Here is a 21,407-nt window from a genome sequence, read left to right as displayed (position 1 = left end):
GTGATATCAGCTTTTGGCATGGACGTGCGCAGCGCCTTGCGCCCTCAACGCATCACGAACGGATTGGCGCTGCCCGCTCCCGTGTTGACCCACACACTCTTGGTTTGCAGGTACGCGTGGATCGCCTGGGCGCCGTTTTCGCGGCCCAGACCTGAATCCTTATAGCCGCCGAATGGCGACATGAAACTGACCGCACGATAGGCATTGAGCCAGACGGTGCCGGCCTGGAGCCGCTCCGACACGCGAAACGCGCGAGCTATGTCCGATGTCCAGACCCCCGAACCGAGTCCGAAGCGCACGTCGTTGGCAATGCGCAGCGCGTCGTCTTCGTCCCTGAAGCGAATGATCGACAACACCGGGCCGAACACCTCTTCCTGGGCGATGCGCATGCTGTTGTCGACGTCGCCGAAAATAGTCGGTTCGACGAACCAGCCGCGTCCGCATTCCGGCCGTGTCCCTGCGCTGCCGCCAAGCAGGAGCGTGGCGCCCTCGCTCTGTGCGGCATCGATGTAGTGCAGCACCTTGTCGTATTGGGGACGCGTGGTAATCGGGCCGACCTGTGTATCCACCGACATCGGATCACCCATCCGCGCCGTGCGTGCGAGCGCTAGCAATCGCTCGACGAACGCGTCATAGATCGACTCCTGCAGCAGCAGCCGTGAACCGGCAATACAGGTCTGTCCAGTCGCGGCAAAGATGCCGGCGACCGCGCCGTTGACGGCGTCGTCGAGATTCGCATCGGCGAACACGATGTTCGGCGATTTGCCGCCCAGCTCCAGACTCACGTGCTTGAACTGGCGCGCGGCGGCTTCGTTGATCGCGCGTCCGGTGCTGTCCGCGCCGGTGAAGGTGATTTTGCGCACCAGAGGATGTTCGACGAGCGCCGTCCCCACATCGCGACCGAATCCGGTCACGACGTTGACCACACCCGGCGGAAAACCGGCCTCCTCAATCAGCCTGACGAATTCCAGCGTGGACGCCGAAGTGAATTCCGACGGCTTGATCACGACGGTGCAACCTGCAGCGAGCGCCGGCGCGATCTTCCACGCGGTGAGCAGCAACGGCGAATTCCAGGGCGTAATTGCCGCGACCACGCCGAGCGGCTCATGGCGCGTGAAATTGAAGAAGCCCTTTTTTTCGAGCGGAATCACGCTGCCTTCGATCTTGTCCGCGAGACCGCCGAAGTAATAGAACCACTGCGGAATATAGTTCAGCTGCCCGGCCATTTCGGCAAACAGCTTGCCGTTGTCGCGCACTTCGGTGGCAGCAAGCTTTTGCGCGTCGCGTGCGATCAGGTCGCCCAGCCGTCGCAACAGCGCGCCGCGTTGCGTTGCGGTCAACTGCGGCCATGCGCCGCTCGTGAAGGCGCGGTGCGCAGCCTGAACTGCCAGATCGGCGTCGGCGGGGGAGCCTTCGGCAATTTCCGCCCAGGCGTCGCCGGTGTACGGGTTGTGCGATTCGAACCAGCGTTGGCTTTGCGGCGGCGTATCCTTGCCGTCGATGTAATGCACATAGCGTTGCATGTTAATTCCTGTTTCAAAGGAGGGCGCGGCGGCGAGCCCGCTCAAGCGGCTTCGTCGATCACCGGATTGCTCAGCGTGCCGATGCCTTCGATCGTGATGTCGCAGACGTCGCCGCCGTTAAGCGGCCCGACGCCGGATGGCGTGCCGGTGAGGATCACATCGCCGGGCAGCAGGGTGACCGCCTGACTCAGATAAGACACGATGAAGGGCACGGAGAAGAGCAGGTCCGACGTGTTGCCGTCCTGGCGCTGGGTGCCGTTGACGCTCGACTGCACGCGCAAATTGCCGGCATCGAGTCCCGTGGCGATGACGGGTCCGAGCGGGCAAAAGGTATCGAAGGCCTTGCCGACCAGCAAACACCCGTAGCTCATTTCGCGGTTCTGGATCACACGCTCGCTCACATCGTTCGCGCAGGTGTAGCCGAAAACGTAGTCGAGCGCATGGGCGATATCGATACGACGGCCCTTTCTGCCGAACACGATGGCAAGCTCCGCCTCGTGATGGACCACCTGGGCCTCGCGCGGCCGGACGATGGCCTCATCTGGGCCGATGGCCGCTGTCGTCGGCATCATGAAGAACTGCGGAATCTCAGGCGTCTTCGCGCCAGCCTCGGCGATATGACCGACGTAGTTCATGCCAACCGCGAAAAGTCTCGGCGCGAGCAGCGGGCAGAGAAGTTTCGCGTCAGCCAACGCATCTGTCTGACCGACCGGTATGATGCCGTCGAAGGGCGAGCCGCCCAGCCGCTCCAGATGCTCGCCTTCGAGCACACCATAGTGAACGGCGTCATGCAATTGATAGCGGGCGATTTTCATGGGATGTCCTGGGGTGTTCTACAGCTTGCCGAACTCGAGGAAGGCGTCATACGGATCGCGACCGCTGCGGATGGCCGTGCGCATGCGTGAATCCGTGCTCATTGTCTTGACCGTTTCGGTAATGACGAACTCCGCATGTTCGCGCTCGATCAGGAGCGTGCCGTCGCGATCGCCTAGCAGGTAGTCGCCAGCCGACACGGTGACGCCGCCGATGACCACCGGCACATCGGTGGCTTCCAGGCGCCAGCTGCCGACAATGTCGATCGGGCTGGTATAGCGGGCGAAAACAGGAAAACCGATGGCTTCGATTTCGTCCGCATCGCGTGAACCGCCATCGATGTAATACCCGCGGATGCCACGCTGCTTGAGGGCCTCGGCGGCGAGATCGCCCATCGCCGAGCGCGCATGGTCATGCGGCTGGCACACCACGACGTGGTCGCGCGGCGCGCCCGATAGAACCCTGGAAATGAAGAGCTCCAGCGATTCGCTGACCGAGATAGTCGGGTCGGCGCGTCCGGTGACGGTAAACACCGGTCCGGCGAGTTTCATTGTGGGTGCAAGGCCTTTGATGTCGCGCGGCAATTCGTGGACGGGCAAGCCGTGGATGCGTAGGACATCGAAAAGACCCGGGGTGTTGCAGGTGGCCAGTTGATCGGCGAGTGAGGTCATTGGAGTTCTCTTTGCCAAAGGGCGGATAACGCAGATGAGCGCGTGCGGTGTCTTTTCTCCTGGCGGCGCATCCGCGGCTAAGGGATTCTAGGAGCCGCATCGGCGGGATGTCGAATCACAAAAGTTGATGCTTCGATCAGTCCGGGGTATGGCTAGGCTCGATCCAACGGGCGCCTTCCCATTCGCCGCTGCAAGCGATATCCCTCACGCAGTTCTGCAGCACGGTGGTGGCGCATCTAACCGCTGTGGAGGACCGTCTCGTCGTCGGGATTGCCAGATAAATTCGCCTTAAAAAGGCTTCGCCGTCGATCCGTGCAGCGCTGAACACGCCGCGCTCGATCTCCTGCTGAACGGCAACACGAGGCATCACCGTCGCGCCGTATCCCTGCGCAACTAGCGCTTTCTGCACGCTCAAAGCATTGGTCTCGGCAGCAAAGGTGATGTCGACTCCGGCTACCGCGCAGGCATGTTCGACCAGGCTTCGCAGCCGGTGCGGTGCGCTTGGCAGAACCAGCGGCGCTTCTCCAAGTGCCGCGACGGAAACCGGATAGTCGTCGCTCAGGCCAATCGAAGCCAGGCCAACAAGGCTCAGCGACTCTTCGACCAACGGCCTGGCATCCAGCGCCGGCGAAGCCGCGGGGTCGTACAGCAGTGCGGCGTCGATCTCGCCACTTTCGAGCCAGCGCAGCAAATGATCGGTATAGCCTACCGAGAGCGACACCCGTATCTGTGGAAACGCCCGCTGCAAGGCGCCGACCAGCGGTGCGGTCAGCAACTCGCAGCTACTGGGAAGCAGACCTAAACTTACCGTGCCCGACACGAGTCCCGGCGTCGGCCGGATCTCCTGCTGCGCTGATTCCAACTCACGCAAGGCTCGCCGCGCGCGATCGAGCAGGATATGGCCGGCTTCGGTCAACTGCATGCCGCGGCGATCGCGCTCGAATAACGGTGCGCCTACGTCGTCCTCGAGCAACTTCAATTGCCGCGACACCGCGGGTTGCACGATATGCAGCAACTCGGCGGCGCGCGTCGCACTGCCCGTGTCGGCGATCGCAAGGAAAGTGCGGATCTGGCGAATGTCCATAGCAAGTCCGGTAGTTCAAACATACGCTGCATGCAATCGACCGCCACGCATGTCAGTGCGTGATACGGCGATCAGTTTTTGTCATTCGACAGCGAATTGCACGCAATTCTAAGATGACTCCCTGCCAACACACCATCGCGTTCAGCCGAGCGTTTACGCGAATGCTGCGCATATCGGAGACAAGCCACATGACAGTGAAGCCCAACCTCATCGGCGGGGAATGGTGCGAAGGATCGAGCTCGATCGAGAGCATCAATCCGTCGGATAGACGTGAAAGCATCGGGCACTACGCGCTCGCGGACGCGACGCAGATGCGCGAAGCAGTCGCGGCGGCGCGCGCGGCGCAACCCGCGTGGAGCGCCACGACGAGCCAGGCGCGCAGCGACCTTCTGCTGAAGACGTCGATCGAACTCGCGGCCCGCAAGGAGGAAATCGGCGAACTGGTCTCGCGTGAAGCAGGCAAGACGCGCGCGGAAGGCATTGGCGAAGTAGTGCGAGCCAGTCAGATCTTTCAGTTCTTTGCCGGAGAAGCCGTGCGTTATGGCGGCGAGAACCTGCCGTCGGTGCGTCCCAACATCAACGTCCAGATCAGCCGCGAACCGGTGGGTGTCGTCGCATTGATTACGCCATGGAATTTTCCCATTGCGATTGCCGCGTGGAAACTCGCACCGGCGCTCGCGTTCGGCAACACTGCTGTGCTCAAGCCCTCGGAAGAAACGCCCGGCGTCGCGTGGGAGCTGTTTCGCGTGCTGGAGCGCAATGGCTTGCCGGCCGGCGTCGCGAATCTGATCAATGGACGCGGTGCGGATGCCGGTGAGGCGCTTGTTGAAGGTATCGACGCGCTGAGTTTCACCGGCAGCGTGCGCACCGGACGGCGTCTCGCGCAAAGCGCGATCGCCAACATGGTGCGGGTCCAGCTGGAAATGGGCGGCAAGAATCCGCTCGTCGTTCTCGACGACGCGGACCTGGGTGTCGCTGTGGAATGTGCACTGAACGGCTCGTTCTTTTCGGCGGGACAACGTTGCACCGCATCGAGCCGTCTGATCGTGACCGATGCGATCCACGACCGTTTCGTCGACGCATTGCGCATCCGCATGCGCTCGTTGACGATCGGCCACGCGCTGACAGCCGGCACGGACATCGGCCCGCTCATCAATCAGCGCCAGCTGGACATGGTGCAAGGCTATATCCAGACCGGACGTGATGAAGGCGCGGTGCTGGTCGAAGGCGGCCAGTTGTTGCAGCCCGGTACGCCCGGCTTCTTCATGCAGCCCGCGCTGATGACCGCCACGTCGAACAGCATGCGCATCAACCGGGAGGAAGTGTTCGGCCCGTTCGCGACGGTCATCCGCGCGTCCGGCTACGACGAAGCACTGGCGCTCGCCAACGACACCGAATACGGCCTCTCGGCGGGCATCTGCACGACCTCGCACAAGTACGCGAGCCACTTCCGCCAGCACGTCAGAAGCGGTCTCGCGATGATCAACCTGCCGACTGCAGGCCTCGACTATCACGTGCCGTTCGGCGGCATTAGGGCGTCGAGCTACGGTCAGCGTGAGCAGGGTACTTACGCGGTGGATTTCTACACGAACAGCAAAACGGCCTACGTCGGTTACTGAACCGGCCGGCCCTCTCTGATAACGCTGGACGACAACAGGACCTGAGTGATGGAAAAGATCGGATTTATCGGCCTCGGCCGCATGGGCAAGCCAATGGCGGCCAATCTGCGCAAGAAGGGCTTTGATCTGGTCGTGATGGATTTGAACCGCGCGGCCGTCGCGGAACTGGTGGAACTGGGTGCGCGTGCCGGCGAAAGCGTTGCGCAGATCGCGCGCGATTGTTCGATTGTCGTGACGATGCTGCCGAGTTCGGTGGAAGTGGAGCAGGTTGCGCTGGGCGCTGATGGCATCTTCGCCAACGCCGCGCGCGGCAGTGTGCTGCTCGATATGAGCACGATCGATCCGCTCGCCACTGACCGGCTGGAAGCGCGAGCGCGCGAACATGGTCTCTCGGTAGTGGACGCACCGGTTGGCCGTCTCGCCGAGCATGCGGACCGTGGGGAATCGCTCTTCATGGTAGGAGCGAGCGATGCGGATTTCGCCCGCGTCAAACCCTTGCTCGACGCGATGGGCACCACCGTCTATCACTGCGGGGCCGTCGGCACCGGTGGCCGCACCAAGCTGGTCAACAACTATGTCGCCGTCACGCTGTGTCAGGTGAATGCGGAGGCGCTTGCGCTGTCGCAGCGCTTCGGCCTCGACATCACGAAGACCCTGCAGGTGCTCTATGGCACCTCGGCGAGCAATGGCCAACTGCGGATGAACTTCCCGAACAAGGTGCTCGCGGGCGATACCACGCCGGGCTTCACGATCGATCTTGCGCACAAGGACATGGCGCTGGTACTCGGCGCCGCACACGCAGCGAAGGTGCCGATGCCGGTGGCGGCCGCCGTGTTCGAGTCGTTCAGTCTCGCACGGGCCAGCGAGTATGGCCGCATCGACTTTTCCGGCATTGCCGACGCGATCTGCGATCTGGCGAAGATCGACAGGGCACGCGTGCCGAAGGGCTGGACCGCTTCCTGAACATAAAGACATCGCTGGCAGACTCATGACGAAGACCGGGCGCGACCAGGTATGAACGTGCCCGCGTCGCACCCGTAGGGGATTATCCGGATCAAAAACTCAAAATATGTACACAGATAGCAAAAGTGTTTATATTAACAACTTAACCCCACGAAGGGTAAGTCAAGGAGACAAGCATGTTGACGCAGACCAGTCCCACACTGGCCGACGGCACCAAGGTCGCTGATCTGGTGAACGTCGAAACGCGAGAGGTGCAGATGCGCGCTCTCTCGGACCCCGAACTATACGAACTGGAGATGGAGCGGATTTTCGGCAAGACGTGGCTGCTGCTTGGCCACGAAAGCGAAATTCCGAACTCCGGCGACTTCATGGTCCGTGACATGGGGTCGGACTCGGTGCTGGTCACGCGCGACAAGAGCGGCGAGATCCACGTCATGCTGAACGTGTGCTCGCACCGTGGCATGCGGGTTTCCACGCTGGACGCCGGTAACACGCAAATCCACACCTGCATTTATCACGGCTGGGCGTTTCGTCCAAACGGCCAGTTCCTCGGCGCGCCGGTCGAGAAGGAATGCATGCACGGCAAGATTCGCAGCAAAGACGAGCTATCGCTGAAAAAGGCGCGGATGACGCTGTACGGTGGCCTGATCTTTGCGACCTGGAATCTGGACGGCCCGTCGTTCGAGGAATTCCTTGGCGATGCGAAGTGGTATTACGACATGCTGTTCAAACGCAGCGACAGGGGCATCGAAGTGCTCGGGCCGCCGCAGCGCTTCATCGTGCGCGCCAACTGGAAGACGGCCGGCGAACAGTCATCGGGCGACGGCTATCACACGCTGACCTTGCACCGCTGGCTCGGTGAAGTAGGTGCGTATTCGAAGAAAGACGAAAAGGGCGGCGATCTGAGCCCGGAAATGTACGGCGTTGAAATCAGCTCGCCGCACGGGCACGCGCTGCGCTGCATCGACCTCGGCCGCAAGATTCGCCGTCTGACCGGACTCGACCCGGATCAGCTGACGGTCGAACAGAAGCTCGAGGTGCTGCCGCCCGCGGGCATGACAAAGGAAATGGTCAGCCAGCTCAAGCGCAATCTGAACGAAGGCCAATTGCAGGTGCAGACCTCGATGCCGCCGCAAGTGGGCGGCATGTTCCCTAACGTGCTGTTCGGCTTCCTCTATATTCCCCAGGCCGATGGCTCGGTGATCGGCTCGATCACGCTACACGCCTATATTCCGCGCGGACCGGACAAGCTCGAGTTCGTCAACTGGGTCTTCGCGGAAAAGGACTGTCCGCCCGAGGTGCGCGAGCAGATGCTCAAGCAGACCATCCAGTTGTTCGGCACGTCGGGCATGGTCGAGCAGGACGACTCCGACACATGGCCGCATATGACGCTCGCCGCTAAGGGCGCGCAGGGCAAAAAGCAGACGCTCAAGTATCAGGCGATCTACGAAACCGGCGCACCGGCAGGCTGGCCAGGTCCGGGCATTGTCAACGAAGGCTTCACGAAGGACGACACGCAATGGCACTGGTGGCTGCACTGGCGCGAACTGATGACCTCGGAAAGTTGAGCGCCGCGCGCCAATCAAAGCCACTCAAGGAGACAGTGTGATGAGCGAAGTAAAAGAAGCCGTGCAACAGGCCGCGACGCCGCAACGTGCTCGTGTGCCGCTTGGTTCAGCGGTATATAACGCGGTGGTCGAGTTCCTGTACGACGAGGCGGTGCTGCTCGACGAGATTCGCCTGGAAGAATGGGGCGCGACGCTCGCCACCGATCTCGTCTACGCGGCGCCGCTGCGGCAAACACGGCCGTATGCGCAGCATGAGTCGTCGGTCATCCGCACGATGCAGCATTATCACGACAATTATCGCTCGATCATGGGCCGGATCATGCGCCTCACGGGTACCAAAAGCGCGTGGGCGGAAGACCCGCCGTCGCGTACGCACCGGCTCGTGACTAACGTGCTGGTGTACGAAGGCGATACGGCCGGCGAATACGTGGTGCGCAGCAATCTGCTGGTGACGCGCAGCCGTTTCAACTTTGACGATCTGGATCTGATCAGCGGCGAGCGCCATGACGTGCTGCGCCGCAGCGGCGACACGTTCAAGCTGGCGCGCCGCGAGATCATTCTCGATCAGGCGGTACTCGGCACGCCGAATCTGGCGATCTTTCTCTAGGCGTTACCGTTTCTCGAGGCTTCGCGAGCCAAGGAAGTTGCCCCCTGTTTCTGGGGGCTTTTTTTATGGCGGGCGATGCCTGGTGGCTTATTCGGCGAAGGCCAGCCATGCCAGATCGTCGGCGCACAGGGCAGCGGGGCGCGTGGCAAAGTCCAGGGTCGATCCCACGATGCGAATCGCCTGTTCGGCTCGCACGGGCTGTTGGGCAAAGCAGTTGCCGTTAGGACGTGCGTGTACTTGTTCGTCGAGATTCATACCACGTCCTTTGGCGATGCCGGTCGCACGCCTGAGAATCAGCGCCGCTTCGGCCTCTTCGCCCGGCAGCGTAGTGAGCGCCCAGCGCGCCATGCCGTGATACAGATCGATGCCCGCATACGGCGGCGGTCCCTGAATCACCGTGCCCACAACCTTCCATTCCAGCAAGGGAATGCCGTCGCGTGCGAGCGCCGGGTGCGTGCGATCATCTACGCGCGTCGGCACTTCGACGTCGTATTGACGCCGCAATGTACCGCGCGCTGCCGCGGCGATCGCCAGTCCAGAGAGTTCGAATAGATGAGTGCATTGCTCGCTGGCATCCGCCACGCGTGTGACTTCATGGGCTGTTTGCGTCAATGTCATGCCGACCAGCGCCTGCAATTGCCCGGCGGCTTGCGCACACAGCGTATAGGGCCGGCGGGGTGACGCGGCGTCAATGCGCGTCGCTTGTCCATGCGCGCTGGCGACTTCGACCCGAAAGTGGTGGAAGTCGTCTTCGAGTGCCGCGCGCGTCACGCGCTGCGATGTGCCGATGTGGCTGCTGATGACGATGCGGCGCCTGAACATGAAAGAACCCTCGAAAACAGCGTAAAAACAGTAGCGATGCCCGATTGTGGGCTGCAAAATGCTGACACCTTTATTCTTAAAGTGTACGATATCGCAAATTATGTTCAATAAACAAGAGGCGTCGGCATGGCATTGCTTAAGGAGAGGGTCGGTTTCGTCACGGGCGCCGGCGGCGGCATCGGCCGCGGCGTTGCGCGAGCATTCGCGCGAGAAGGCGCGGCCGTGGTGATTGCCGAGATCGACGAGCAAACCGGCTTGCAGGTCGAGCGCGAAATCAAGGAGATCGGCGGCCGTGCGCTGTTCGTCAAGACCGACGTGACGAGCAAGGCTTCGATAGAGGCAGCCGTGCAGAGCACGGTGGCGCACTTCGGCAGCATCGACATTCTGGTGAACAACGCCTTCATTCCCACGCCCAACGTACTGTTCGAAGACAAGACGGACGAGATGTTGCAGCAAACCCTGACGTCGTCGCTGTGGGCCACCTGGTGGGCCATGCGTGCGGTAATGCCGCATATGCGCGAGCGCCGCTGGGGCCGCATCGTCAACTTCTATTCGATCGACACCGAGACCGGCGCGTGGCTGCATGCCGATTACAATACCGCCAAGTCGGGCATCGTCGGTTTGACGCGTAGCGCGGCCTCGGAATGGGGGCGCTTCAATATCACGGTGAACGCAATTGCGCCGACGGCAATGGGCGCGACGTTCTTCAAGCTGGCGGAAGAAAACCCGGGTTTTGCCGAACGTTCTGCCGCAGCGCGTCCGCTCGGCCGCTGCGGTGATCCGGAAGAAGATATTGGGCCGGCTGCGGTGTTCCTGTCTTCGGAGATGTCGCGCTTCATCACCGGTGAGACGCTGCATGTGGATGGCGGTCTGCATCTGCCGGGCTACAACTCGCGGCCGGCCAATGTGCCTGTGCGCGAGTACTGAGTAATGGTCCGGGCACGCGGCTGAGTACGAAAGCGGGTCGTATATAAAGCAACAGGGGCCCCGCGGGCCCCTTTACTGCTAGTCACTGAAGAAACTGAACACGGTCAGCGTTTGGCCACCTTGATGCCGGTCGCCTCGATATCCCAGGTGGACGCCGTCTTACCCTCATCGCGCAGCTGATACTTCAGAATGCGGCCTTGCGGGTTCTTGGGCAGCGTCTCACGAAACTCGATGTAGCGTGGCAGGGCGTAATATGGAACGGCGTCGGTAGCCCAGTGGAACAGGGCCTCGGCGGTGAGCGCGGCACCCGGGTTCAGAATGGCGGTGACTTTGACGTCGTCTTCGCCTTTGTCCGATGGCACGGCATGGACCGCGACCTCGGCGATATCGGGGTGGCGTGCAAAGGCCGATTCCATCTCGAAGCTGGAAATATTTTCGCCACGGCGGCGCAAATAGTCTTTTTTGCGGTCTACGAAATAGAAAAATCCATCGTCGTCGAACTTGCCTATATCTCCGGTATGGAACCACATGTTGCGCATCAGCTTCAGCGTCTCCTCGGGACGGCGCCAGTAGCCCATGAACATGATGTCCGGTCGCAGCGGACGGCAGACTATTTCGCCCGGCGTATTGGCCGGCAGTTCGCGGTCGAGATCGTCGACGATCCGCACGTCGAAGTCGGCAATGCGCTTGCCGGACGAACCAGGCGCCGCGTATTCCCCGCCCGGCAGCGAGGTGATCACGCATGCTTCCGTGAGGCCGTAGCCGTTGCCGCCGACCTGTCTGGCACCGAAGCGCTCGCGCCAGACCTTCTTGTTTTCTTCTGTGAACGGATTGCCACGCACCGTATGAATCTGGCCGAAACAGCGCTTTGCCGCCTCATTGTCCGGCGCATTGGCGAGGAGGCCGCCCATGCCACCGAGAATCGACGCGATGGTGGCGCCGCTGCGCTCGACTTCGGGCCAGAAATTGGACACCGAGAAACGCGGAATGATCGCCACGCGCGCGCCCACCAGAATATTCGACAGGATGCCCACCGCCAGCGCGTTCATGTGAAACAGCGGCAGTGGCGTGATCGTCACGTCGTTGGGGCTTGCTGGGCCGGCGCGCAATTGCAGGCGCGCCAGGTTGCACATGAAGTTGTAGCTGATCATGCAGCCCTTGGACGGGCCGGTGGTGCCGGATGTATAGATCAGGCTGGCGAGGTCCCGCGGCTCCGGCTTGCGCTCGAAGGGCGTGTCGTCATGACCGCGATGGGCGTCAAGCGGCGCGAGCGGCAAGGGACCGCAACGGGCGGCGGTGACGGCGGTCGCGCCCGTATCGGCGCTGCGATACAGAACCTGCTTCACTTCGGACAGTTGCGCCGCCACCGCGCCGATCCGATCGAGATAGTCGGCTTCGCAGATCACAAGCGGCGAGCCGGCGTCGGCGATCTGATGGCGCAGGAATTCACCGCGCAATGCCGTATTGATCGGCACGCTGACGGCGCAGAGTTTGTTGACCGCGAGCCACGAGATCACGGCGTCGACGTTGTTGTCGAGCATCGTGACCACGGTTTGCCCGGCCTGAACGCCGAGCGACGCCAGCGAATGGGCGAGGCGCGTGGAAAGACGGTCGACGTCCGCATAGGTATAGAGCGCACCCGAAAAGTCGAGCAGAACCCGGTCCGGATGCGCCACGACGGCGCGCTCGAGTGCGGCGATAACGGTGTCCTGTTCACCGAGCGACCAAGTCTCTGCTCTTCCCATACCAGCCATATCAACCTCTCAGAAAATGAACTGGGCGTGAACCGGGCGACTTGCCCACAAATTCTAACCCGAGAATTGAATTCTAGTGTTTGTATTCCAATCCTGATCTGCGGGGAAACCCGCACACTTTTATAAAAACTGATCAACTTATGGCTAAACAGACTACTCCATCGAAAGCCGGTACCTCGAAGATTGCTGTCAAACAACCGGCGAAGAAACGCGCCGTCGCCGAGAAAAGCGGCAAGAGCGCGGCGCAGTCAGTGGCGCCAGCGCCAACGGCACGCAAGAGCCTCGCGCCAGCCGTGCCAGCCGCGCCCGCGGTGGCCGCGGCTGCGGCCGCACCTGCCGCGGCGCCGCGCCGTCGGCGCAGCAATCGCCGCTCCGAGCAGACCATCGACAACATCTTTGCCGCGACGGAAAAGGTTGTGCTGGAGTCGGGTGCAGACCGTATTTCCATTCTTGAAGTGTGCGAAACGGCGAGCGTGTCGCGGGGCACGTTCTACCGCTATTTCGCCTCGCAGGACGAACTGCTCGAAGCGTTTTCGCGCCACAAGAGGGAGAACTTCCACAAATCGCTGGCTGAACTACTGGTGCGCTATCAGGACCCGGACGAGCGCTTCGACGTGGTCATCAACTACCTGCAGGACTACCTTGACGCGGGCAATTCCCGGCGCATGTTGCTGGTTGCACCGGAGTTCGCGTTGCGCTTTTTCAAACGCATCTTTCACGACGCCGTGGTGCGCTTTCAGGATTTGCTGTCACCCGTGTTCGACGCATGGGACGAACGTCTGGGCGTCAAACTCGATCGCGAACTGATCTGCGATCTGCTGATCCGTTTCGTCATGAGCGAACACCTCGTGTCGAGCGAGTCTGAGCGAGGCGCGATGCAACGCCGTATCGGCCGTCTCATCGATTCGATCCGCTTCGGCGGGGTTACGCGGGCGCGCCGCTGAACCTATGACGTTCACGCACACCGTGGCTCCTGGCGACCGTCCTGCCACCGGCTTTCGCGCCGGGGCCGGCGCGTCGCCATGCAGGAATGCCGGCGGCAGCAGAGACGGAAAGCAGACCCGGAAAGCAGACCCGGAAAGCAGACCCGGAAAGCAGACCCGGAAAGCAGACCCGAGGCAAGCGGGAGGAACCCGCGTAAACGTTAATTTGAACACAATTGCATTAAGTGACTAATATTGGCATGATGTCGAACAGTCTGATCTGCTTCGCGCATCTGGCTTTCGTGCGTCCGGATGTCGGTGAACCGCAGACAGGTCTATCCCACATCTGCGCCGTCGAGCGCCAGGAGACATCATGCTCATCGACCTTCATGCCCACGCTCCGCATCCGGGCTACTACAACCAACACCCCCACTGGGGCCCGTTCTTCGAACAGCACGAGGATGGTGACGTCAAGCTGCGGGTGGGCGACTGGATCCTGACGTTGGGTTCACCCGAGCGTAAGGCAGCCGTACGGTCCGGCAAAGGGCTGAAGCTCGACGAGTACTTCGCACGCTGGGCCAATCCGAACGTTCGTCTGGCCGGTATGGACGCCGCCGGCCAGAATGCCCAGGTGGTGTCGGTGCCGTCGCACTGCTACATGTACTGGGCGGAAGCGGACTTCTCGGTGCGCTACGCGAAAAAGGTCAACGACACGCTCGCCGAATACTGTTCCGCCGCGCCCGATCGTTTGATGTTCTGGGCGCATGCGCCGCTCAACGTGCCGGAAGAGGCCGCGAAGGAAATCCGCCGCGCTTGCGGTGAGCTCGGCGCGAAAGGGCTCGTAGCGGGCGGCGCCAATTTCGGCGGCCTCGAATTCGATTCGCCGGAACTCGATCCGGTCTGGCAGGCGCTGTGCGACCTCGACCTGCCGATGTTCATCCACGGCTACAACCAGTCGGTCACGTGGGGCAAGAAGGCCAATGAGGACCGCTACGAGACCACGGCCATCGTCGGCATGCAGTACGACGAAACGCGTTGTTTCTGGAATCTGATCTGCGGCGGCGTATTCGACCGCTTTCCGGGTCTCAAGGTGTACATCACGCACGGTGGCGGCTATGTGCCGTATCAGCTTGGCCGTCTCGCGCAATGCAATGCCAATCTCGACTTCGCGCACAACAAGAAGCCCGTGCTCGAGTATCTGAAGAACTTCTATTTCGACGTCGAATTGCATGAAGTGCCGATGCGCCAGGCGCTGATCGACATTATCGGCGCGGACCGCATTCTGTACGGCAGCAATTTCGGCGGCAGCGATGCGGTGCGTCACGATCTGACCGATGGTCTGCGTTTGTCGGATGAAGACCTGCAAAAGATCCGCTGGCAGAACGCCTGCAAGTTGCTGCATCTCGACCCGGCGAAGATCGGCGTGCCGGCGCCGAAGCAGGCGGTGAGCGCATGAAGCTCGCGCGCTGCACGGACGGTGGCGTGCCGTTCTGGGCCGTAGTGGATACGGAACGCGGCGAAGCGACCCCGATCGTCGGGTCATTCGCCGAATGGGCGCCTGCACTCACGGCAAGACCGGAGGACGGCCTCGATGCGCTAAAGCTCGCAGGTGCGCCGCGCAAGCTGGGCGAGTTGCGCTTGTTGCCGCCAGTTGAGCGCGGCAATCGCGTGGTTGTTGCCGGCGCCAACTATGCGAAGCACCTGAATGCCGACTTCGGCATGAAAAGCCATAGTCAGCCGGTGGCGTTCCTGAAGGCATACGGCGCGCTGGTCGGCGCGCGCGATCCGATTCGCTATCCGCCGCTCACCAAAGAACTCGACCACGAAGTCGAACTGGTCGTGGTGATCGGCGCACGGCAGGTGGACCGCGCCAATCCGCTCGGCAGCGTGCTGGGTTACACGGTAGGCAACGACGTCAGCGCGCGCGATCTGCAACGTAGTGGGCCACCGGGTGTCGGCATGGATCTGTTCGCCGCGAAGAGCCAGGATCGGTCGACGGGCCTCGGCCCCTGGATCGTTACGCGCGACGAATTCATGCCCGGCAGTCCGGCGTTGCGCATGACGCTGAAAGTGAACGGCGACACGCGGCAGGATGCGTCATCGGGAGAGATGACGTGGGACGCGGCGGCGCTGGTGCGTTTCGTTGACGAGCGCTCGAGTTTCGAAGCGGGAGATGTGCTGTTCACCGGCTCGCCAGAGGGCACCGGTCAGGGTACGGGCCGCTTTCTGAATCCCGGCGACGTGGTGGAAGCCTCGATCGAAGGCATCGGCACATTGCGCAACGTCGTATCGGCAAACGAATCAGCATGAAGGGAGGCAGTGGTATGACTTTAAAAAACAACAAGGTGGTCGTGGTCGGCGCGGGTCTGATGGGCACCGGCATCGCACATGCGTTCGCGAGTTCGGGGTTCAGCACGACACTCGTCGACATGGACGAAAATGCGTTGGAACGCGCGCACAAAGGCATCGGCAAGATTCTCGACGACGGCGTGCGTCTTGGTAAATTCCAGGTCACCGCAGCCGATGCCGCCAAGGCGCGGCTCGCCATCAAAACCGACCTCGCTGCCGCCGCGGACGGTGCGCATCTGCTGATCGAAACGGTGTCGGAAAAACTGGCGGTCAAGCAGGCGGTGGTCGCGCATGCGGCAGACGTGATGGCCGACGGCGCGCTGTACGCGACCAACACCTCGGCACTCAGCGTGACCGAGATCGCCACAGCGGTGGCGCATCCGGAACGCGTGATCGGCATGCATTTCTTCAACCCCGTGCACAAGATGAAGCTGGTCGAACTGGTGCGCGGCCTTGCCACCAGCGACGAAACTGTCGCGCTCACGCGCGAGTATTCAGATGCGATCGGCAAAACTTCGATCATCGTCAACGAATCGCCCGGTTTGACGACGAGCCGCATGTCGGCGCTCGCCGGCAACGAGGCGATGTGGATGCTGCAGGAGGGTGCGGCCAGCGCGGAGGATATCGACACCGCGCTGCGCCTCGGCTTCAATCATCCAATGGGACCGCTCGAGCTTGGTGACCTCACGGGCTGGGACACGCGCCTGTCGGTGCTGAGATATCTCCATCAGACGCTCGGCGACAAGTTTCGCCCATGTCCCCTGATCATCAAGATGGTGGCGGCGGGGCGCCTCGGCCGTAAGACCGGCCATGGCGTGTATCGCTACGAAGACGGTCAGCGGGTGCCGGGCTCGGGTCTGAAGGGGAGTTCGCTATGAGTCGCGATGTCGTGATCGTGGGTGCGGCGCGCACCCCGATCGGCAAGTTTCGCGGCTCGCTTGCCGGTGTGCGCGCCGATCATCTCGGCGCGCATGTGATCGATGAACTGGTCAAACGCGTGGGGCTCGCGCCGGAGGTCGTCAACGACGTGATCTTCGGCTGCGTCACCCAGATCGGGGAGCAGTCGGCCAATATCGCACGCACCTCCTTGCTCGGCGCGGGTTGGCCGGACAGCATACCCGGTCTCACGATCGACCGTAAATGCGGCTCGGGCGAAGAAGCCGTGCACGTCGCCGCGGGGCTCATTGCATTCGGCGCGGCGGAGGTGGTGGTGGCCGGCGGCGCGGAGAACATGAGCCGCGTGCCGATGGGCAGCAATCGCGATCTGCATGGCGAAGCGTTCGGCTGGATGGCGAGCGAAAGGTACGAGCTGACGAGCCAGGGCGAGGCAGCTGAGCGTCTGTGCGACGAGTGGGAGCTTGGGCGCGAACAACTCGATGCGTTCGCGGTCGAGAGCCATCGGCGTGCGGCGGCCGCGGCTGCGGAAGGCTGGTTTGCGCGCGAGATCGTCCCGGTGCCAGTGCAGCGTCTGCGCGAGAAATCGCAGGAAGGCGAAGCGGCGCTTTTTTCGGCGGACGAAACGATTCGTCCCGGCACTCACGCCGATAAACTCGCGACGCTGAAGACGAGTTTTCGCAGCGTTGGGCGGCTGACGGCCGGCAATTCATCGCAGATATCGGACGGCGCGTCGGCCCTGCTGCTGATGTCCGCCACCAAAGCGAAGGCACTCGGCGTGAAGCCCCGGGCGCGTGTGCGGGCGGTTGCCACCGTCGGCGCCGATCCGACGTTGATGCTCACCGGTCCCATTGCCGCGACGCGTGAAGTACTGGCGAAGGCGGGGCTCAGCATTGAGGATATCGATCTGTTCGAAGTCAACGAGGCCTTTGCGTCCGTGCCGCTCGTGTGGATGAAAGAACTCGGCGTGCCACATTCGAGGCTGAACGTGAACGGCGGGGCGATCGCGCTCGGTCATCCGCTGGGCGCGAGCGGAGCACGCATCATGACCTCGATGTTGCATGAACTGGAACGGCGTGGCGCGCGCTATGGCTTGCAGGCGATCTGTTGCGCGGGCGGCCTCGGAACGGCGACGATTATCGAGCGACTGGACTGATGCGCGAGCCGGCATATCGAGGAAAGTTCTGGAAAGCAAACGGCGCGCTATAAACAGCGCGCCGTTTTTGCATGCGGCCGAAGTAAGCGGCCGAAGAAAGCGACTGAAATAAGCGACTGGAATCAGTCGCCCTGGCAGTTACTTCGCGAGTTCCGCGTCGATCGCCGCCACGAGGCGCGGATCGTCCGCCACCACGTCGGGGGCAAAACGCGCGACCACGTCGCCATTGCGGTTCAGCAGAAATTTTTCGAAATTCCATAGCACTTCGACCGGATCACCCGATTCGACGCCATAGCCTTTCAGGCGCTCACGAAACGGACCGTCGCCGATCGCGGACGGTTGCGCGCCTGTCAGTGCCGTATACAGCGGATGCTTGTCTTCACCCTTCACCGAAATCTTCGAGAACAGCGGGAAGTGCACGTCGTAGCTGGTCGAACAGAACGATTTGATTTCTTCGTCCGAGCCTGGCTCCTGGCCCTTGAAGTTATTAGCCGGAAAACCCAGCACTTCAAGACCGGCTGCGCGCTTGTCCTGATAGAGGCTTTCCAGCCCCGCGTACTGCGGCGTTAGCCCGCATTTCGACGCTACATTGACGACCAGCAGCACTTTGCCGCGATACGGCGCGAGGTTGCCGGGTGCGCCTTCGATAGTCTTAACTGGAATGTCGTAAATCGATGTGCTCATTGCGAGTCCTCTGGTTGCAGACAGATGAAAAAGTTCTATTCTGCACTGTACGTGATTCTGCTCGATCGCGTGCGGCGTGCTCCCAGCCAGGCGCCGGACTACTGCTTGATGAAGTAGCGCACGAATAGGTGGCCGGCTGCGAAGCGAAATAGCTCGACCGTTTCGATCACTCGCGCGGTGCCGACCACCACGTTACGCACGTAGCAGGCAGCTTCATTGCCGTTGATGATCTTCGCTACCGGTTCGGCGCGGATATTCGCCCGCTGGTTCTCCCACATATGCTCGAGTACGGGCCAACCGTCCTGCGGCGGCCGGCCGATGTATTCGATCGTGAGTCCTGCGGGCGCGATGCGTCGATAAGCATCGAAGAATGCAGTCTTGTCGCCGGCGTTCCAGTGTTCGGTCTGGTCGTGCAGGAAGGCCGCGATGAATTTGGTGGTTTCGGTAGTGGACATGGTCGCTTCGTTGGAAAGGCACGCATCTTCGTGCTTCAAAAACACTTCAAAAGCGCTTCAAAGACCCATCGGGGACACGTCAAAGAACCGCGCCGCGCACGTTGCGCGCGGTGCCGTTGCGTCGATCGGATTCGCCCCAGCCGAGCCAGCGGTCCGGCTCACGGGTATCGCCGATGCGTCGCCAGCGGCCTTCCTGCTGCGCCGTAATCGGAAAGCCGCCGACAAAGTCGACCATCTCGCCTTTCGGGCAGGGCAGATACTCCCACTCTTCATGCCCGTCGAGCACGATACGCGCGCTTTCGACGAAGTAGCTGCCGTCCTTGTGTGTGACGCTGCCTTCGATATCGGTGGTGGTGCGGATCTCGCCCTTGTGATTCTGGAAGATCGCATAGCCGAGATTGTCGTGACCGACCATGAAGGAGCCCGCGTCCCACGTGCCGTCCTTATAGACGGTCGCGAACGACCACCAGATCACATGCATCTTGTTGTTGACGACCAGGTCCTTCCTGAAGTGGATCGCGCCGCCTTCGGCCATATACGCCTGGTCGAAACACATCAAGCCTTTGACCTTGCGGCCATCGCAGGTGCCGGCGATATCGTAGATCTGCGAGACGTAAAACGTGCCCCATTCGGGACCCGGCAGATACCACTGCATGCCCTGGCCGAGCAGTGGGCCGCTCAGATCGAACAAGCCGTCTTCCTGCCAGCTCAGACGTTCGCCGGAAGCCGTCAGTCGCCAGGCTGCGCCAGGTTCGCCTTCGAGGCTCGACCAGCAGGCCGTATCGCCGTCGAGCCAGCGTTGCGGGAATAGCGTCATCGCGCGCGGCTCGATACGCGACTTGTCGATGCGTAGATGCTGGCCGTCCACTTGCGTCGACAGGTAGACGAATTTGGTCGGATTCGGCGTGCTGCCAGGTTCGTTGACGGCGCGCACGAATGCATAGATTTCGCCGTCTTCATCACGCACGCAGCCGAACGGCATGCCTTTGGTCAGCTGCAGCCCGTAAAAGCCGCGCAGGTCGTGCATCGCGCGGCCGCTCACTTTGTGTGGCGCGACCAGGGTCTGGAACGTGAAATTGCCGCGCTCGGGAAGAGTGTTGAAGTGCTTCATGGTCTTTTTCGAGGAGATTCATGCTGTCAGGATGCGCAAGGTGCAAGCGCGCCGATAGAAAACGCGAAGTCAATTCCGGTATCAGTCCCAGACGACGGGCACGGACTTCGCTCCACGCAACTGGGCACCGGCAATTTTCGGGGCCGGTTTGCTGGGGTCGAGCCGAACGTTCGGGAACAGATCGAGAATCGCGTTCACTGCGCACTGCAATTCGACCTTGGCGACGAACTGTCCGATGCACATATGCGTGCCGAAACCGAAGCCGAAGGAGGGCTTGGGTTTGCGGTCGATGTCGAAGGCGTCGGGGTTGTCGAACGCATCTTCGTCGCGGTTCGCGGAGATCACCATGCACTGCACCAGCGCGCCCTGGGGCACCTTCACGCCACCGATCTCGACGTCGTGCGCCGCCTGCCGCACCTTGAAGGTCGCGACCGGTTCGAATCGCACGGCTTCGTCGATCAGACGTGGAATCAGCGTGCGATCGTTGCGCACGCGCTCGACCAGTTCCGGACGCTCGAGCAACAGTGCCATGACCGAGCTAAACGTACGCGTAGTGGTCTCGCCTGCCGCAGGAAGCAGCGAACGCACGAAGGTGGTCACTTCGTGGTCGTCGAGCATGTGGCCCTCGTACTCCGCGCGCATCAGGCGGCTGATCAGATCATCGCCGTGGGCGCCTTCGGCGCGTCGTTGCACCACGACTTCTTTCACGGCGTCATAGAGGTGCTTGACTGCGGCCCCCGCGAGCGGCCCGTAAATCTTGATCTTCTCCGGGTCGATCTGATTGCCGGCCACCATCGAAAGCGCCCACGTTGCGTATTGATTGAAGCGGGCGGTGTCGTCGGTCGGGAAACCCATCAGTGCGTACATCTCGCGAATCGGGAAGTACAGACCGAAGTCCATCAGTTCGGCCTGCTTCTTCGGCACCAGCGGCTCGAGAAAATCCTGACGGATCACACGGTCGAGTTCGGGCCGCCAGCGGTTCACCGTCTCCGGCATGAAGACAGGCTGCAGCAGGCCGCGCGCGCGGCGGTGAGCGTCGCCGTCCATCGCCAGCACGATCAGGCCGTCGAAGAACGCGCCGAGACCCTCGGCGATGAAGCCGCTGGTGAAGGTCTTGGCATCCCGCATCACGGCCATCACGTCCTGATACTTAAAGAGCGTCACCGCGCACTGCGCCGCTTTGGCGCCCGCATTGGTCGGCACGCCGAGCCTTGTGGCGACGAAATCGCCCTGCATCACGGGCTGCGTATGGCGCATTTCGCGGCACAGCGCCTGCAAATCGAGGTCGGGACCCCGGAAGGTGTCGGAGACGGCGTGATAGGCCGCCTCCAGATCGAGCGTGAGGCCTTCCTGCGTGGGTGCGTTCATGTGTCTCCTCATGGGTCTTCTTCCGGCCCGGCAGCCTGATTAATGGGGTAACGGGCAATGGGGCCTGGTCATGTCAGCGGACGCGGAGTCCGTCTTGCTGTGCAGCTTAGCGAGCA

Annotated in this window: 20 protein-coding genes; 10 read left to right on the top strand and 10 right to left on the bottom strand. The window is 62.0% G+C overall.

What is annotated here, in order from left to right; translation table 11 throughout:
- Positions 1-44 precede the first annotated feature (44 nt).
- The 4 genes from FSO04_RS10195 to FSO04_RS10180 all read right to left on the bottom strand — a co-directional run bounded on the left by FSO04_RS10195 (position 45) and on the right by FSO04_RS10180 (position 4,091).
- A complete protein-coding gene (locus FSO04_RS10195) occupies positions 45-1,523 on the bottom strand; it encodes an aldehyde dehydrogenase (protein ID WP_154559580.1) in 1,479 nt (492 codons plus the stop codon).
- A 41-nt stretch (positions 1,524-1,564) separates the two neighbouring features.
- A complete protein-coding gene (locus tag FSO04_RS10190; protein ID WP_154559579.1) occupies positions 1,565-2,338 on the bottom strand; it encodes a fumarylacetoacetate hydrolase family protein in 774 nt (257 codons plus the stop codon).
- Positions 2,339-2,356: 18 nt separating this feature from the next.
- Entirely contained in the window at positions 2,357-3,007 is a 651-nt protein-coding gene (locus FSO04_RS10185) for an RraA family protein (protein WP_154559578.1), read from the bottom strand.
- Positions 3,008-3,143: 136 nt separating this feature from the next.
- On the bottom strand, positions 3,144-4,091 hold the full coding sequence (locus tag FSO04_RS10180) for a LysR family transcriptional regulator (RefSeq protein WP_154559577.1): 948 nt from the start codon (positions 4,089-4,091) through the stop codon (positions 3,144-3,146).
- Positions 4,092-4,279: 188 nt separating this feature from the next.
- Between FSO04_RS10180 and FSO04_RS10175 the strand changes: the two genes are divergently transcribed.
- The 4 genes from FSO04_RS10175 (at position 4,280) to FSO04_RS10160 (ending at position 8,848) form a co-directional block, all read left to right on the top strand.
- Positions 4,280-5,710 (top strand): aldehyde dehydrogenase family protein, encoded by a 1,431-nt coding sequence (locus FSO04_RS10175; RefSeq protein WP_154559576.1) that lies wholly within the window; start codon positions 4,280-4,282, stop codon positions 5,708-5,710.
- Positions 5,711-5,758: 48 nt separating this feature from the next.
- A complete protein-coding gene (locus FSO04_RS10170) occupies positions 5,759-6,673 on the top strand; it encodes an NAD(P)-dependent oxidoreductase (RefSeq protein WP_154559575.1) in 915 nt (304 codons plus the stop codon).
- A gap of 176 nt (positions 6,674-6,849) precedes the next feature.
- On the top strand, positions 6,850-8,241 hold the full coding sequence (locus FSO04_RS10165; RefSeq protein WP_154559574.1) for an aromatic ring-hydroxylating dioxygenase subunit alpha: 1,392 nt from the start codon (positions 6,850-6,852) through the stop codon (positions 8,239-8,241).
- 40 nt (positions 8,242-8,281) lie between these two features.
- The gene (locus FSO04_RS10160; RefSeq protein WP_154559573.1) at positions 8,282-8,848 is read left to right on the top strand and encodes a 3-phenylpropionate/cinnamic acid dioxygenase subunit beta; all 567 of its coding nucleotides are present in this window, start codon (positions 8,282-8,284) and stop codon (positions 8,846-8,848) included.
- An 87-nt stretch (positions 8,849-8,935) separates the two neighbouring features.
- Here the strand turns inward: FSO04_RS10160 and FSO04_RS10155 are convergent, their stop codons facing one another.
- Positions 8,936-9,670: a DUF2889 domain-containing protein gene (locus FSO04_RS10155; protein WP_154559572.1), complete on the bottom strand. Its 735-nt coding sequence runs from the start codon at positions 9,668-9,670 to the stop codon at positions 8,936-8,938.
- A gap of 126 nt (positions 9,671-9,796) precedes the next feature.
- On the opposite strand from FSO04_RS10155, the gene FSO04_RS10150 reads away from it, so the two are divergent.
- Entirely contained in the window at positions 9,797-10,597 is an 801-nt protein-coding gene (locus FSO04_RS10150; protein ID WP_154559571.1) for an SDR family NAD(P)-dependent oxidoreductase, read from the top strand.
- A gap of 104 nt (positions 10,598-10,701) precedes the next feature.
- Here the strand turns inward: FSO04_RS10150 and FSO04_RS10145 are convergent, their stop codons facing one another.
- A complete protein-coding gene (locus tag FSO04_RS10145; RefSeq protein WP_233464805.1) occupies positions 10,702-12,342 on the bottom strand; it encodes an ATP-dependent acyl-CoA ligase in 1,641 nt (546 codons plus the stop codon).
- A gap of 149 nt (positions 12,343-12,491) precedes the next feature.
- Between FSO04_RS10145 and FSO04_RS10140 the strand changes: the two genes are divergently transcribed.
- The 5 genes from FSO04_RS10140 to FSO04_RS10120 all read left to right on the top strand — a co-directional run bounded on the left by FSO04_RS10140 (position 12,492) and on the right by FSO04_RS10120 (position 17,673).
- On the top strand, positions 12,492-13,295 hold the full coding sequence (locus tag FSO04_RS10140; protein WP_154559569.1) for a TetR/AcrR family transcriptional regulator: 804 nt from the start codon (positions 12,492-12,494) through the stop codon (positions 13,293-13,295).
- A gap of 352 nt (positions 13,296-13,647) precedes the next feature.
- The gene (locus FSO04_RS10135) at positions 13,648-14,730 is read left to right on the top strand and encodes an amidohydrolase family protein (protein ID WP_154559568.1); all 1,083 of its coding nucleotides are present in this window, start codon (positions 13,648-13,650) and stop codon (positions 14,728-14,730) included.
- The gene (locus FSO04_RS10130; RefSeq protein WP_154559567.1) at positions 14,727-15,584 is read left to right on the top strand and encodes a fumarylacetoacetate hydrolase family protein; all 858 of its coding nucleotides are present in this window, start codon (positions 14,727-14,729) and stop codon (positions 15,582-15,584) included. Before FSO04_RS10135 ends, FSO04_RS10130 begins: the two co-directional genes overlap by 4 nt.
- Positions 15,585-15,598: 14 nt before the next feature.
- Positions 15,599-16,501 carry a 3-hydroxyacyl-CoA dehydrogenase gene (locus FSO04_RS10125; protein ID WP_154559566.1) on the top strand — a complete coding sequence of 301 codons (903 nt, stop codon included), beginning with the start codon at positions 15,599-15,601 and terminating at the stop codon, positions 16,499-16,501.
- The gene (locus FSO04_RS10120; RefSeq protein WP_154559565.1) at positions 16,498-17,673 is read left to right on the top strand and encodes a thiolase family protein; all 1,176 of its coding nucleotides are present in this window, start codon (positions 16,498-16,500) and stop codon (positions 17,671-17,673) included. Before FSO04_RS10125 ends, FSO04_RS10120 begins: the two co-directional genes overlap by 4 nt.
- 138 nt (positions 17,674-17,811) lie before the next feature.
- Here FSO04_RS10120 and FSO04_RS10115 read toward each other — a convergent pair whose 3' ends face one another.
- The 4 genes from FSO04_RS10115 to FSO04_RS10100 form a co-directional block, all read right to left on the bottom strand.
- Positions 17,812-18,357 carry a glutathione peroxidase gene (locus FSO04_RS10115; RefSeq protein WP_154559564.1) on the bottom strand — a complete coding sequence of 182 codons (546 nt, stop codon included), beginning with the start codon at positions 18,355-18,357 and terminating at the stop codon, positions 17,812-17,814.
- Between the two features lie 98 nt (positions 18,358-18,455).
- On the bottom strand, positions 18,456-18,812 hold the full coding sequence (locus tag FSO04_RS10110) for a nuclear transport factor 2 family protein (RefSeq protein WP_154559563.1): 357 nt from the start codon (positions 18,810-18,812) through the stop codon (positions 18,456-18,458).
- Between the two features lie 79 nt (positions 18,813-18,891).
- Positions 18,892-19,923, bottom strand: coding sequence for a hypothetical protein (locus FSO04_RS10105; RefSeq protein ID WP_154559562.1), 1,032 nt, complete (start codon positions 19,921-19,923; stop codon positions 18,892-18,894).
- Positions 19,924-20,004: 81 nt separating this feature from the next.
- Positions 20,005-21,291: a cytochrome P450 gene (locus FSO04_RS10100; RefSeq protein ID WP_154559561.1), complete on the bottom strand. Its 1,287-nt coding sequence runs from the start codon at positions 21,289-21,291 to the stop codon at positions 20,005-20,007.
- Between the last annotated feature and the right edge of the window lie 116 nt (positions 21,292-21,407).

The sequence above is a fragment of the Paraburkholderia madseniana genome (assembly GCF_009690905.1).
Lineage (GTDB): Bacteria > Pseudomonadota > Gammaproteobacteria > Burkholderiales > Burkholderiaceae > Paraburkholderia > Paraburkholderia madseniana.
The sequence above is the reverse complement of the archived record's forward strand: the minus strand, read 5'-3'. Positions and strand labels throughout refer to the sequence as shown.